14 protein-coding genes are annotated in these 12,673 nt (G+C 73.9%); 13 read left to right on the plus strand and 1 reads right to left on the minus strand.

Annotated elements, in window-relative coordinates; genetic code table 11:
• Positions 1-101: 101 nt before the first annotated feature.
• The 10 genes from LHA35_RS16150 (at position 102) to terL (ending at position 10,809) form a co-directional block, all read left to right on the plus strand.
• Positions 102-383: a hypothetical protein gene (locus LHA35_RS16150; protein ID WP_226609761.1), complete on the plus strand. Its 282-nt coding sequence runs from the start codon at positions 102-104 to the stop codon at positions 381-383.
• Positions 384-388: 5 nt separating this feature from the next.
• Entirely contained in the window at positions 389-1,795 is a 1,407-nt protein-coding gene (locus LHA35_RS16155) for a portal protein (RefSeq protein WP_226609763.1), read from the plus strand.
• 5 nt (positions 1,796-1,800) lie between these two features.
• A complete protein-coding gene (locus LHA35_RS16160) occupies positions 1,801-2,544 on the plus strand; it encodes a capsid assembly protein (RefSeq protein WP_226609766.1) in 744 nt (247 codons plus the stop codon).
• 284 nt (positions 2,545-2,828) lie between these two features.
• A complete protein-coding gene (locus LHA35_RS16165; protein WP_226609768.1) occupies positions 2,829-3,662 on the plus strand; it encodes a phage capsid protein in 834 nt (277 codons plus the stop codon).
• 94 nt (positions 3,663-3,756) lie between these two features.
• On the plus strand, positions 3,757-4,326 hold the full coding sequence (locus LHA35_RS16170) for a hypothetical protein (RefSeq protein ID WP_226609770.1): 570 nt from the start codon (positions 3,757-3,759) through the stop codon (positions 4,324-4,326).
• A gap of 2 nt (positions 4,327-4,328) precedes the next feature.
• Positions 4,329-6,215: a hypothetical protein gene (locus LHA35_RS16175; protein ID WP_226609773.1), complete on the plus strand. Its 1,887-nt coding sequence runs from the start codon at positions 4,329-4,331 to the stop codon at positions 6,213-6,215.
• Positions 6,215-6,655 carry a hypothetical protein gene (locus LHA35_RS16180; protein ID WP_226609775.1) on the plus strand — a complete coding sequence of 147 codons (441 nt, stop codon included), beginning with the start codon at positions 6,215-6,217 and terminating at the stop codon, positions 6,653-6,655. Before LHA35_RS16175 ends, LHA35_RS16180 begins: the two co-directional genes overlap by 1 nt.
• Before the next feature lie 92 nt (positions 6,656-6,747).
• On the plus strand, positions 6,748-9,066 hold the full coding sequence (locus LHA35_RS16185; protein WP_226609776.1) for a glycosyl hydrolase family 28-related protein: 2,319 nt from the start codon (positions 6,748-6,750) through the stop codon (positions 9,064-9,066).
• A gap of 5 nt (positions 9,067-9,071) precedes the next feature.
• The gene (locus tag LHA35_RS16190) at positions 9,072-9,392 is read left to right on the plus strand and encodes a hypothetical protein (protein WP_226609778.1); all 321 of its coding nucleotides are present in this window, start codon (positions 9,072-9,074) and stop codon (positions 9,390-9,392) included.
• Positions 9,367-10,809 carry a phage terminase large subunit gene (gene terL, locus LHA35_RS16195; RefSeq protein WP_226609780.1) on the plus strand — a complete coding sequence of 481 codons (1,443 nt, stop codon included), beginning with the start codon at positions 9,367-9,369 and terminating at the stop codon, positions 10,807-10,809. The genes LHA35_RS16190 and terL overlap by 26 nt, the downstream gene beginning before the upstream one ends.
• Positions 10,810-10,971: 162 nt before the next feature.
• Here terL and LHA35_RS16200 read toward each other — a convergent pair whose 3' ends face one another.
• Positions 10,972-11,190, minus strand: a complete 219-nt coding sequence (locus LHA35_RS16200) for a hypothetical protein (protein WP_226609833.1) — start codon at positions 11,188-11,190, stop codon at positions 10,972-10,974.
• Positions 11,191-11,266: 76 nt separating this feature from the next.
• Here LHA35_RS16200 and LHA35_RS16205 point away from each other — a divergent pair, with 76 nt between their 5' ends.
• From LHA35_RS16205 to LHA35_RS16215, 3 genes are all read left to right on the plus strand, one after another.
• The gene (locus tag LHA35_RS16205; protein ID WP_226609782.1) at positions 11,267-11,599 is read left to right on the plus strand and encodes a hypothetical protein; all 333 of its coding nucleotides are present in this window, start codon (positions 11,267-11,269) and stop codon (positions 11,597-11,599) included.
• Positions 11,596-12,132: a cell wall hydrolase gene (locus LHA35_RS16210; protein ID WP_226609784.1), complete on the plus strand. Its 537-nt coding sequence runs from the start codon at positions 11,596-11,598 to the stop codon at positions 12,130-12,132. Before LHA35_RS16205 ends, LHA35_RS16210 begins: the two co-directional genes overlap by 4 nt.
• A 161-nt stretch (positions 12,133-12,293) precedes the next feature.
• A complete protein-coding gene (locus LHA35_RS16215; RefSeq protein ID WP_456316084.1) occupies positions 12,294-12,671 on the plus strand; it encodes a DUF952 domain-containing protein in 378 nt (125 codons plus the stop codon).
• Positions 12,672-12,673 lie beyond the last annotated feature (2 nt).

A 12,673-nucleotide genomic window follows, 5' to 3' on the forward strand; every position in this document is an offset into this window, starting at 1 on the left:
CTCCCCGGACCTGCCGCGGGCCCGCCTCCCTCACCGGGGGCGGGCCCGCGGGCCTTTCGGGCTGCGCGATCGGCCGGGCCTTTTGTCTTGAGCGCAGATGCATGGTCGGGCCCCTCGGCCCGCCGGCGATCTGCCTTCCCGAACAGGATGAGGTGATGCGCATGGGTGGCCTGTTCCGTGCCCCGAAGCCGGTCGTCGTTCCGGCGCCCCCGGCGCCCGAGCCAATCGCCGCCGCCCCGGCGCCGGGGCAACAGGGCCAGGAGGCCCGCGCCGAGGCCCGGGCGCGCGCCGGCCGCGGCCTCGCCGGCACCATCGCGACCTCCGCCCGCGGCGTGCTGGAGCCGCTGCCGGCGGCGCCGCGCAAATCGCTGCTCGGGGAGTGAGGCGGATGGAACCCTCCGATCTCCTCGCCCGCTTCGGCCGCGCGCTGGACCGGCGCCGGCCGCTCGAGCCGCTCTGGCAGGCCTGCTACGACCATGTCCTGCCCGGGCCCGCCGGCGGCGCCACCCTGTTCGACGCGACCGCGGCCGATGCGGCGGAACAGCTCGCCGCCTCCCTGCTGGCCGAGCTGACGCCGCCATGGTCCCGCTGGTTCGGCCTCTCCCCGGCCCGTTCCCTCGGGGATCATGCGGCGGCGGCGCTGGAGGAGGCGGCGGCCATGCTGCAGGGGCATTTCGACCGCTCCAATTTCGTCGTCGAGATGCACCAGGCCTTCCTCGACCTCGTCGTCGCCGGCACCGGCCTGCTGCTGGTGGAGGAGGCGCCGCTCGGCGAGCCCTCCGCCTTCCGCTTCACCGCCGTGCCGATCCGGAGTGCGGTGCTGGAGGAAGGACCGGATGGCCGCCTCTCCACCGTCTTCCGCCAGATGCGGCTGACCGCGGGGCAGCTCCGCACCCGCTTCTCCGCCGCGACGCTGCCGCCCGACCTCGCCCGCGCCGCGGCCGGGGACGACCCGGCGCAGCACCCGGTGCTCGAGGCGGTCTGGCCCGAGCGCGGCACGACGCGCTACGCCGCCTTGCTCGCCGATGCCGCCCAGCCGCTGCTGCTGGCCGAGGGCCGCTTCGCGGAGACACCCTGCATCGCCTTCCGCTGGCTGAAGGTGCCGGGCGAGACCTATGGCCGCGGCCCGGTCATGAAGGCGCTGCCGGACATCCGCACCGCCAACAAGGTGGTCGAGCTCGTCCTCAAGAACGCCTCCATCGCCGTCACCGGCATCTGGCAGGCCGAGGATGACGGCGTGCTGAACCCGGATACGGTGAAGCTCGTCCCCGGCGCCATCATCCCGAAGGCGCCGGGCAGCGCCGGCCTCACGCCGCTCGCGGCGCCCGGCAATTTCGACGTCTCCCAGCTCGTCTTGCAGGAACTGCGCGCGCGCATCCGCACCGCGCTGCTCGCCGACCGGTTCGGCCCGCCGCAGGAGGCGCGGATGACCGCGACCGAGGTGCTGGAGCGCAGCGCGCAGACTGCGCGGCTGCTCGGCGCCAGCTATGGCCGGCTGCAGGCGGAGCTGCTGACGCCGCTCGTCACCCGCTGCCTCGCCATCCTGCGCCGGCGCGGCGAGATCCCGTCGCTGCTGCTCGACGGCCGCGACGTGGCGCTGCGCTACGAGAGCCCGCTGGCCCGCGTGCAGGGCCGCGCGGATGCGGCGAACACGCTGCTCTTCCTGCAATCGGCCGCCTCGCTCGGCGGCGAGGCCGCGGCGCAGATCGACGCCGCGGCCGCGACGCGCTGGCTGGCCAGGACGCTCGGCGCGCCGGCCGAGGTGCTGATCCCCTCCAACCCCATCCGGGAGTGACCCGCATGCCCGAGGACCTGCTGCAGCCGCCGGAAGAGGCGGCAAAGCCCGATGCCGGCAAGCCCGCCCCGCGCCCGGCCGAGATCCCGGAGAAATTCTGGGACGCCGCGACCGGCACGCTGCGCGTCGAGGCGCTGCTGAAATCCTATCTGGAGCTGGAGCGCCGCCTGTCCCAGCGCGCCGGCCGCCCCGGGCCGGAGGCGGCGCCGGAGGATCTGGCGCGCTTCCGCCAGATGATGGGCATCCCCGACAGCGCGGAGGGCTATGCCATCACCGCGCCGCACGACCTCTGCTGCGCCGATGCGGAAGTGAACCACCGCCTGCACGCCGCGCATTTTACCAATGAGCAGGCGCAGCTGGTCTACGACCTGGCGGCCGAGCGATTGCTGCCGCTGATCGCCGAGGCGGCGGCGCAGTACGAGGCCGACCGGCAGCGCGCGATCCTGATCCAGCACTATGGCAGCGAGGAGGCCTTCCGCCGCATGGCCGCGCAGCTCTCCGCCTGGGGCCAGGCGAAGCTGCCGCCCGCGGTCTATGCGGCCCTGGCCGCGACCGCCGAGGGCGTGCTGGCGCTGGAGCAGATGATGCGCGGGCAGGAGCCTGGCCTGGCGCGCGAGGCGGAGCCGCCGGCCGCCGCGAGCGAGGCCGAGCTGCGCGCCATGATGCGCGACCCGCGCTACTGGCGCTCCCGCGATCCGCAGTTCATCCAGCGCGTCACCGAGGGCTTCCGCCGCCTCGTCGGGAGCTGAGCCGCGGATCGGCATGACGCCACCGGCCCTCCGGCGCTGCCGCAGGGCCTGGCGCGCGCCGATCCGGGCTGAACACGGCAGGGCTTGAGCCGCGCCCCCCGGCGGCTCGCCCTGCCGCTTCGGGGCCCCCGCGCCGCCTGTAGCGCGGGGGCCCCGCCCCCCTTTCCCATGCCCGGCCGCGCCCAACCCGCCTTCGCGGGCGTGCGGCCGCGCGCGCCGCGCCGGCCCATCGGGCGGCCAACCGGTGCGGCGCGCATCCCCGCCACGAACAGAAGGACGAAGCCATGTCCGCCACCATCGACCAGGCCTTCATCAAGCAGTACCAGGCCGAGGTGCAGGAGGCCTATCAGCGCCAGGGCTCCAAGCTGCGCCCGACCGTGCGCAGCAAGTCGGAGGTGCGCGGCGCCTCCACCATCTTCCAGAAGGTCGGCGCCGGTACCGCCGCCGCCAAGGCGCGCAACGGCGTCGTGCCGGTGATGAACCTCGACTACTCCAATGTCGAGTGCTTCCTGCAGGACTACTATGCCGGCGACTGGGTGGACCGGCTGGACGAGCTGAAGACCAACATCGACGAGCGCGTGGTGGCCGCCAATGCCGGCGCCTATGCGCTGGGCCGCAAGACCGACGAGCTGATCATCGCCGCGATGGACAGCGCCACGCAGGAGGCGATCGGCACCGGCAGCGGCGAGACCGACAATGACGGCCTGACCCGCGCCAAGGTGCTGCTGGCCTTCCAGATGCTCGGCAATGCCGATGTGCCGGATGACGGCCAGCGCTATGCCGTGGTCGGCTGGAAGCAGTGGAGCGAGCTGCTGACCATCCAGGAATTCGCCAATGCCCAGTATATCGGCGATGGCGAGCTGCCCTGGAAGGGCACGCAGGCCAAGCGCTGGCTGGGCGCCACCTGGATCCCGCACAGCGGCCTGACGAAGAACGGCGCGCTGCGCTACTGCTACTTCTACCACAAGACCGCGATCGGCCATGCCTCCGGCGCCGAGATCAGCACCGACATCACCTGGCACGGCGACCGCGCCGCGCATTTCGTCAACACCATGATGAGCCAGGGCGCGGTGCTGGTGAACGACATCGGCGTCGTGCGGATGCGCGCGAAAGAATAGGCGCGGATGCGCTGCAAGGAATAAGGCCTGCTGCGCGGCCCCGCCCGTCACGGGCGGGGCCATCCTTCTCCCGCATCCCTTCCGGAGTTTCCCGATGGCCCTCTCCGCCCTCGCGCTCTGCGCGCGCGCGCTGCTGAAGATCGGCGCGCAGCCCATCGCCTCGCTCGACGAAGGGACCGCCGAGGCCGAGGTCGCGGCCAACCTCTATCCCGGCCTGCGCGACGCGCTGCTGGCCGCGCACCCCTGGAGCTTCGCAACGGGGCAGGCGACCCTGCCGCGGCTGGCGGCGAGGCCCGTGGCCGATTTCGCCCATGCCTTCCAGCTTCCCGCCGGCTTCCTGCGCGCCCTCTCGGCCGGCTCGCCCCGGCGCGGCCGCGGCCTGGCCTACCGCATCCAGGAGGACCGGCTGCACTGCGATGCGGACCAGGTGGTGCTGACCTACATCTTCCGCCCGGAGGAGGGCGCCTTCCCGCCGCATTTCGCCGCCGCGCTGGTGGACCGCCTGGCCGCCGAGTTCTGCATCCCGCTGACCGAGAACACCTCCCGCGCCCAGCTCCTCGCCAGCCAAGCGGAGGCGGAGTTCCGCGCCGCCCGCCGCGCCGACAGCCAGCAGGCGACGCCGCGCGCGATCGAGGACTTCCCGTTGATCAGCGTCAGGGGCTGAGCATGGCGCAGTCCCGCATGCTGAAGACCAGCTTCACCGCAGGGGAGCTGGCGCCGGAGCTGCTCGGCCGCCCGGACCTCCGCGCCCATGCGAATGGCGCGCGGCGCCTGCGCAACGTCTTCATCCAGCCCACGGGCGGCGTCACCCGCCGCCCCGGCCTGCGCCATGTCGCGGCCCTGCCCGGACCCGCCAGGCTGATCGCCTTCGAGTTCAATACCGAGCAGACCTACCTGCTGGCGCTGACCGGGGGCGCGCTGCACGTCTTCATTGGCGATGCGCAGGTGGCGCAGCTCGCCGGCCCCTGGACGGAAGCGATGCTGCCGCAGCTCGCCTTCACCCAGAGCGCCGATACGCTGCTGCTCTGCCACCCGGACATGGTCCCGCAGCGCGTGACGCGCAGCGGCCATGCGAGCTGGACGGTCACGCCCTGGCGCTTCACCGGCGAGCCCTTCCACCGCTTCGCCGACCCGGCGGTGACACTGACCGCCTCCGCTTCCGCCACCACCGGCACGGTGGCGCTCGCCGCCTCCGCGCCGGTGTTCCAGCCCGGCCATGCTGGGGTTCGCTTCCGCATCGGCGGCCAGCGGGTGCTGGTCACGGCCGTCGGCAGCGCGACGCAGGCGACGGCCATGGTCGAGGAGACGCTGCCCGGGACCGAGGCCACGACCGACTGGGAGGAGGCCGCCTTCTCACCCGTGCGCGGCTGGCCGGTCACGCTCTGCTTCCACCAGGACCGCCTGGTGCTCGGCGGCTCGCGCGAGTTGCCGAACCGGCTCTGGCTGTCGCGCTCCGGCGACCTGTTCAATTTCGACCTCGGCACCGGCCTCGACGACCAGGCGATCGAGTTCGGGTTGATGTCGGACCAGGTGAATGCCATCCGCGGTCTCTTCTCCGGCCAGCACCTGCAGGTCTTCACCTCGGGCGCCGAATGGATGGTGACCGGCACGCCGCTGACGCCCGGCAGCATCCAGCTCCACCGCCAGACCCGCGTCGGCTCGCCCGTCGCGCGGATGGTGCCGCCGGTGGATGTGGACGGCGCCACCATCTTCGCCGCCCGCAGCGGGCGCGGCGTCTTCGAATTCGCCTATACCGAGGTGCAGCAGAGCTACCAGGCGAACGACCTCGCCCTGGTCTCCCAGCATCTGGTGCGGGACCCGGTGGCGATGACCTACGACCAGCGCCGCCGCCTGCTGCATGTGGCCATGGCGGACGGCACGCTGGCGACGCTGACGCTCTACCGCGCCGAGCAGGTGACCGCCTGGACGCGGCAGGAGACGGCGGGCGCCATCCGCTCGCTCGCCGATATCGAAGGCATGGTCTGGGCGGTGGTGGAGCGCGCCGGCACGATGCGGCTGGAGCGCTTCGACGAGGCGCTGGCGCTGGATGCCGCGCTGACCGGCAGCGCGGCCGCGCCGCAGGATCGCTGGACCGGCCTCGGCCACCTCAATGGCCGCGGCGTCGGCGTGGTGGCGGATGGCGCGCCGCGCGGCGGCGCGCTGGTCGCCGATGGCGCCGTCACGCTCGACCCGCCGGCGCGGGAGGTGCAGGTGGGCCTGCCCTTCGCGCATGAGATCGAGCCGCTGCCGCCCGACCTCACCTCCGCGCTCGGCGTGCGCGCCGCGCCGCTCCGGCTGGTCAGCGTCACCTTCCGGCTGCTGGAGACGAGGGCGCTCGCGGTCGATCTCGGCCGCGGGCCGCAGCCGGTCACCTTCCGGCGCCTCGGCACCGCGCTGCTGGATGCGGCGCCGCCGGCCTTCACCGGCGATGTGCGCCTGCGCGCCATCGGCTGGCAGCGGGATGCGCTGGCGCCGCTCTGGCGCATCGCGGACGACACGCCGCTGCCGATGACCCTGCTTTCCGTCACCACCGAGACGAGGATCACCGACTGATGGCCGCACTCGCCTCGCTTGCCACCGTCGTCGGGGCGGGCGCTTCCGTCTATGGCTCCGTCCGCCAGGCGCAGCAGCAGAATGCGCTGAACCGGGCGCAGGTGCAGATCTCGCAGCAGCAGGAGGCAGCGCGGCAGGAGGCGCTGCGCGTCCAGCAGGCGGCCGATGCCGAGGCGCGGCAGCGGACGCTGGCGCGCACCATCGCCACCACGCGCGCGCGCCTCGCCGCCTCCGGCCTCTCGCCCGATGGCGGCTCGGCCGGCGCGCTGACCGCGGGGCTGACGCAGGAGGCCGCGGCGGCGCAGGACGCGGATGACGCGACGCTGCGCGCGCGGCTGGCCCAGGGTCGCGTCAGCCTGCTGAACCCGGACGGCACCTTCGCCGCGCTGCTGCAGAGCGGCCGGACCTTCGGCTTCGCGGCACGCAGCCTGCTGGATTAGCCGATCCCGGAACCAGCCGCCACGCCAACCCCGTTGCGTGGCCGAAGGGGGGACACGTCCCCCCTACCCCCCTTCAGGAGCCAGTTCGCCCGATGGACGAGCACATCAGGATCGGCGATGTCGCGCCGCGCGTGCAGTACCTGGCCGATGGCCTTCAGGCCAGCTTCACCTATCCCTTCCCGATCTTCGAGGCCGCGGATCTCGAGGTGCGCCTCGACGGCCTCGTGCTGGCCTCCGGCTACACCGTGCTGGGTGCCGGCACCTCGGAAGGCGGCAGCGTGGCCTTCGATGCGCCGCCCGCCCGCGGCCGCCGCGTCACGCTGCGCCGCAGCCTGACGGTCGCGCGCACCAGCGACTTCCAGGCCAATGGCATCCTCCGCGCCCGCACCCTGAATGACGAGCTGGACTACCAGGTCGCCGCCCTGCAGGAGGTGAAGGAGGAGCTCGGCAGCGCGCTTCGCCTCGATCCCTCCGAGGTCGGCGGCGCGCCGGCCCTGCCGCTGCGGGAGGCGCGCGCCAACCGCCTGCTCGGCTTCGACAGCACCGGCGCCGTCACGGTCTTCGACCGCGGCGAGGGCACGATGACAGTTCCCTTCCCCGGCGGCATCCCCCGCACGGTGGAGGACAAGCTGGCCGAGCGCCTCTCGGCCCGCGATTTCGGCGCAACCGGCGACGGCGCGACGGATGACGGCCCGGCGCTGCAGGCGGCGATGAACGCCGCCGCGGCCAGCGGCAAGTTCCTCGAGATCGGCGAAGGCACCTTCCGCACCACCATGCCGCTGCTGCTGCCGGGCGCGGCGGCCGGCCTCGCCATGCGCGGGACCATCCTCTATTCCGGCCCGCCGGGACAGGCGGCGCTGACGCTGGGCGATGGCGGCAGCGCCAACAATCAGCGCAAGGCCTATACCGGCCTCGGCGTGGTGCGGGCGATCCAGAGCGACTGGATCGACGAGGCGGATATCGGCATCCGCATCCGCAACATCGATGCCTCCCGCGTCGAGATCCGCCGGGCGGAGCGCTTCACCATCGGCGTGCAGCTGGTGGGCGATGCCCGCGGCTGCGAGGACAGCGACATCCATTACGGCCGGATCATCGACAACCGGATCGGCCTCGATCTGCGGACGCTGACCGCCAGCGGCTGGATGAACGCGCTGCGCCACCATGGCGGGCATTTCGCCTGTTCCAGCGCGACCAACCCGGCGATCGGCCGCTTCGGCGTGCGGCTCTCCGCGGCGCCGGGCGCCTACCGCCTGCACAACGCCCACCTGTTCCTGGGCCCGGCCTTCGAGCTGCAGCGCCAGGGCACGCCGGGCACGGTGGATGCCATCCCCTTCCTGCTGGAGGTGGATGGCCGCGGCCTCACCGCGCGGGGCGTGCGGATGGAGGCCTGCTCGCCCTTCGTCGCGCGCCACACCGCGGCCTTCAACGACGCGGTCTATGAGGTCGCCTTCGTCGGCACCTACGGCTTCACCGGCTGCGCGGTGGACTATGCCGGGGCGACGCGCGCCGGCGGCACGGTGCTGCCGCTGCACCAGGCGGCAGCGGCGCTCGGCACGCCGCGGCTGGTGGCGGAGGCTTCGAACATCCGCGCCCGGGCTTTCCGCTGGGATGCGACGGCAACGGGGTTCGAGGGGCTGGCCGTGCTGTCCGGCAACCCGGCCGGGCCGCCCGCCACCCTCAACGGCTTCTGCTTTCCGGGCCTGTCCTCCATCACCCTGAACGCGGACACGGTGACGCTGCCGACCAGTCGGGCGATCGCCTTCGTGGTGGATTGCTCGAGCTGCAAGGAATTCTTCCTGGCGGCCGAGGGCACGGCGCTGCGCCCGATGGCCATGCAGTTCGACGCGGCGGAGGCCGTCCTGGACGGCGCCGCGCCGCTGCTCTGGTCCAACATGAACGCCGTCTGGCAGGGCGCGCCCTCCTGCTGGTGGGAGGGCAATGCGGATCTCGACAGCCTGGTGGGCGGGCTTGCGCTGAACCGCCTGCAGCGGGTGACGCTGGCGCCCGGCGCGGCCTTCGCCGTCATCGGCGTGCGCGGCGGCCATGCCGGGTCGGTGCTGAAGTCGCTGCGCCTCTACGCGCCGGCGACGGAGGCGCCGATGGTACTGGCGGGTGCCGGCCGGGCCTGGGGCACGCGGGAGCTTGCCGCCTCCCTCGCCTATGACCCGCCGAGCCTCGCCGCCGGCGCCACTGCCACCCAGGCGGTGACGCTGCCCCATGTGCAGGCCGGGGATTTCGTGCAGGCCGGCTTCGGTGGCCAGGCCTCCGCCTTCATCGAATGGACGGCGGCCGTCACCACCGGCGGCGCCGCCGGCACGGTGACGGCGCGGGCGACCAACCGGCATCCCACGCTGGCCATCGACCTCGCCGCCGGCACGCTCTCCGTCCGCGCCGTGAAGCCGCGGGCCTGACGCGCATGGCCACGAAGCGCAGGCTGCCGATCGAGATCGATGTCGCGGCTGCGGCAAGGCTCGTGCTCGCCAGCTATCTCGACTTCCTCGGCCGGCCGGTGCCGGAGGAGGAGAAGGGCGACAGCAAGGCCTTCGCCGCCCGCCATGCCGCGGCCCGCTCCGCCCTCGCGCATCTCGAGCAGCTGGAGAAGCTGGCGGAGCGCAATTGCGACGAGGCACAGCAGCAGGCCGTCAGCGACATCCTCGCCGAGGCCCGCCGGCACCTCGCCGTCGTTCCAACCGAGGAGAAGGATGACCTGGATGGCGAAGCCGGAGGAGACGCCTGACTTCCTCGAATTCGCCTGGATCTGGAACCATGTCCAGGGCCAGCCGACGCCGGCGCCGCACCGCCGCATCGCCCGCTGGCTGCAGGGGCGGTGGGATGCCGGCGACCACCGCCTGCTGCTGATGGCCTTCCGCGGCTGCGGCAAATCCACCCTGGTCGGCCTGTTCTGCGCCTGGCGCCTGCTGCGCGCGCCGGAGACGCGCATCCTGGTGCTGGCCGCCGACCAGGCGCTGGCGGTGAAGATGGTGGCGCAGGTGCGGCGCATCCTGGAACGCCACCCGCTCTGCCGGAAGCTGCTGCCGGAGAGCCCGGAGAGCTGGGCGATGGACCGCTTCACCGTGGCGCGCGACGCGGTGCTGCGCGACCCTTCCATGCTGGCGCAGGGCATCACCGGCAACATCACCGGCGCCCGCGCCGACCTCATCATCTGCGACGATGTGGAGGTCGCCGGCAATTGCGACACGCCGACGAAGCGGGAGGAGCTGCGCACCCGCCTTGCGGAATGCGAGTTCATCCTGGTGCCCGGCGGCACCCTGCTGTTCGTCGGCACGCCGCACACCGCCGAGACCATCTACGCGCCGTCGGCGCAGCCGGATGCCTTCCTCCGTGGCTACCGGCGCCTGGTCCTGCCGCTGCTGGATTCGAATGGCGAAAGCGCCTGGCCGGAACGCTTCACGCCACCGGGGATCGAGGCGCTGCGCAGCCGCGTCGGCCCCCTGGCCTTCGCGCGGCAGATGCTGCTGCAGCCGGTGGCCGAAGCCGCGCTGCGGCTCGATCCCGCGCTCATCATCCGCTACGCGGAGGAGCCGGAATACCGGGAGGCGCATGGCCGCGCGCAGCTCTCGCTGCTCGGGCGGAGGCTGCTCTCGGGCGGGGCCTTCTGGGACCCGGCCTATGGCCGGCCCGGCACCGGCGATGCCAGCGTCCTCGCCGCCACCTATGTGGACGGGGAGGCGAACCACTACCTGCACCGCCTGGCCTACATCACCCACGACCCGGACAGCCCGGTGGACCCGGCGACGCAGCAGTGCCGCGCCGTCGCCGCCATCGCGCGGGACCTGCTGCTGCCGGCGGTGCGCGTCGAGACCAACGGCCTCGGCCGCTTCCTGCCGGCGCTGCTGCGGCGGGAACTGGCCCGCGCCCACGCGCCCTGCGCGGTGATCGAGCATGCAAGCCGCCGCGCCAAGGCGGACCGCATCCTCTCGGCCTTCGACCCGGCGCTGGCCGGCCGCAAGCTGCACGCGCATGACAGCGTCTTCCGCACGCCCTTCGCGGCCGAGATGGCTGCCTGGCGCCCGGAAGCCGCCGCGGCCCGCGACGACGCGCTGGACGCCGTCTCGGGCTGCCTGCTGAACGAGCCGGTGCGGCTGCCGCAGGTCACGCCGGCGGTGCGCGGGATGTCGTGGCGGGGCGTGTGACCGCAGGGAGGGCGCTGCCCTCCCCGCACCCCTCCCGCCAAGGGCCGAAGGGCCCTTGGAACCCTTGAGTCATCGACCAAGGCCCTTGGTCGATGATCCCATACAGGGGTCCGGGGACCGGTCCGGTCCCCGGCGGGGGTGCAGGGGGCAGAGCCCCCTGCGTCACGCGCAGCGCCGCAGCACCTCCCGCGCATGCCGCCCGAGCCCCTCGGCCGTCGGCTCGTAGCGTCCGTCCTGGCGCAGCCGGGCCAGGCCCATCTCGCGCAGCCGCGCCAGGCATGGCCCGTCCTTCAGCCCGTCGGGCCGGCCGGGGTCGCCCACCAGCGTCAGCCGGTGCAGGGCGGAGCGGCAGCAGGTCTCGAGATAGGGCTCGTTCCACATCGTCACGGAGTTCGTCGTCCCGGTCGCGCTGCCCGGAGGGTGGTCGCGCCGGCCTCACGCTTCAAGGAGACCCGCCATGCAGATCGAGGCGACCTGGTGGATCACTGCGGTGGAGGCGCCGATCGTCGCCGCCCTCTTCTACATGATCCACGGCCTGCGGCGTGACCTGCACGACCGCATCGACCGTGCCGACCAGCGCGAGAGCGACGCGGTCACCCGCACGCGGGACGAGCTGGCCGAGTTCAAGCTGGAGGTGGCGCGCGCCTATGTGCCGCTGTCGCTGATCCGCGACGTGGACCGGCGCCTGTCGCAGCATCTGCTGCGCATCGAGGAGAAGCTGGAGGAGGTGAAGCGCGGCGGGCTGCTGCCCCCACGGAGCCGCGGCGTGGTGGGGGAGGACGTGTCGTGACGGCGGCCGAGCTGCTGGCGCTGACGCTGCGCGCCGAGGCGGGGGAGCGGCCGGTGCGCGCCATCGAGGCACTGGCCGCGCTGGTGGTGAACCGCGCGCGCCGGGCGATGGCCGGGGAGGCCGCGTGTGCCCGCTTCGCCCCGGGCGCGGCGCCGGGCCAGCCCTGGCCGGTGCTGCTGGCGCGGGCCTGCCGGGCACCCTTCCTGTTCGGCTGCTGGCAGCCCCGGCACCCGCGCCGCGCGGCGCTGCTGGAGGCGGCGCGGGCGGCGGACCCGGCGCTCGCCATCTGCCGCCGCGTCGCGGCGCGCGCGGTGGCCGGCGCCCTGCCGGACCCGACCGGCGGTGCGACGCACTGGCATGCGGCGGAGCTGCTGCCCGGCTGGGCGCTCGGCCAGGTGCCGATGGCGGAGATCGGCGGGCTGGTCTTCTACCGGCTGGAGGCAGCGCCGGAGCGCGAGGCGGGCGCGCCGGCCCGGTCCGTCACCGACGTCCCGCCTGCCCCGCGCAGCGTCGCTGTCGCACGGCACGCCTGATGGCAGCGGGGCCGGGTCGCCCGGCCTGCCACCCTGGCCGGGGGGGGGGGACGCCCCGCCCTTCCGCGATCCCGCGGCCGCGCCGAGACCGGCGAGAAGCGCAGGGCCCGGCGGCCGGCGGCGGCATCCTGGCCGGAGCGGGCGGTGTTCCGCCAGCGGCCGTGCAGGCCTACATCCGCGCCATGGACGACGTGATCTACACCATGGTCCGCGCCGCCGACTGGCGGGAGGCGGAGGCGCTCGGTGAATACCGCGGCAGCGCCGATGACAGGCGCGACGGCTTCCTGCACTTCTCCGCGGCCGCGCAGCTCCGCGCCAGCGCCGCCAGGCACCGTGCGGGGGAGGCGGACCTGCTGCTGGTCGCGGTCGAGGCCGCGGCGCTGGGCGAGGCGCTGGTCTGGGAACCGGCCAGCGGCGGCCGACGCCCCGGCCTCTTCCCGCATCTCTACGGCGCGCTGCCGCTCCCGGCGGTGCGGTCGGTGGCGCCGCTGCCGCTGGGCGCGGACGGCGCGCATGTCTTCCCGCCGGAGATTCCCTGAGA

This window comes from Roseicella aerolata, from assembly GCF_020523605.1.
Taxonomy (GTDB): domain Bacteria; phylum Pseudomonadota; class Alphaproteobacteria; order Acetobacterales; family Acetobacteraceae; genus Paracraurococcus; species Paracraurococcus aerolatus.

Coding starts and splice junctions, on each gene's coding strand:
- LHA35_RS16150 (WP_226609761.1), top strand. CDS start 102: ATGGTCGGGCCCCTCGGCCCGCCGGCGATCTGCCTTCCCGAACAGGAT.
- LHA35_RS16155 (WP_226609763.1), top strand. CDS start 389: ATGGAACCCTCCGATCTCCTCGCCCGCTTCGGCCGCGCGCTGGACCGG.
- LHA35_RS16160 (WP_226609766.1), top strand. CDS start 1,801: ATGCCCGAGGACCTGCTGCAGCCGCCGGAAGAGGCGGCAAAGCCCGAT.
- LHA35_RS16165 (WP_226609768.1), top strand. CDS start 2,829: ATGTCCGCCACCATCGACCAGGCCTTCATCAAGCAGTACCAGGCCGAG.
- LHA35_RS16170 (WP_226609770.1), top strand. CDS start 3,757: ATGGCCCTCTCCGCCCTCGCGCTCTGCGCGCGCGCGCTGCTGAAGATC.
- LHA35_RS16175 (WP_226609773.1), top strand. CDS start 4,329: ATGGCGCAGTCCCGCATGCTGAAGACCAGCTTCACCGCAGGGGAGCTG.
- LHA35_RS16180 (WP_226609775.1), top strand. CDS start 6,215: ATGGCCGCACTCGCCTCGCTTGCCACCGTCGTCGGGGCGGGCGCTTCC.
- LHA35_RS16185 (WP_226609776.1), top strand. CDS start 6,748: ATGGACGAGCACATCAGGATCGGCGATGTCGCGCCGCGCGTGCAGTAC.
- LHA35_RS16190 (WP_226609778.1), top strand. CDS start 9,072: ATGGCCACGAAGCGCAGGCTGCCGATCGAGATCGATGTCGCGGCTGCG.
- terL (WP_226609780.1), top strand. CDS start 9,367: ATGGCGAAGCCGGAGGAGACGCCTGACTTCCTCGAATTCGCCTGGATC.
- LHA35_RS16200 (WP_226609833.1), bottom strand. CDS start 11,190: ATGTGGAACGAGCCCTATCTCGAGACCTGCTGCCGCTCCGCCCTGCAC.
- LHA35_RS16205 (WP_226609782.1), top strand. CDS start 11,267: ATGCAGATCGAGGCGACCTGGTGGATCACTGCGGTGGAGGCGCCGATC.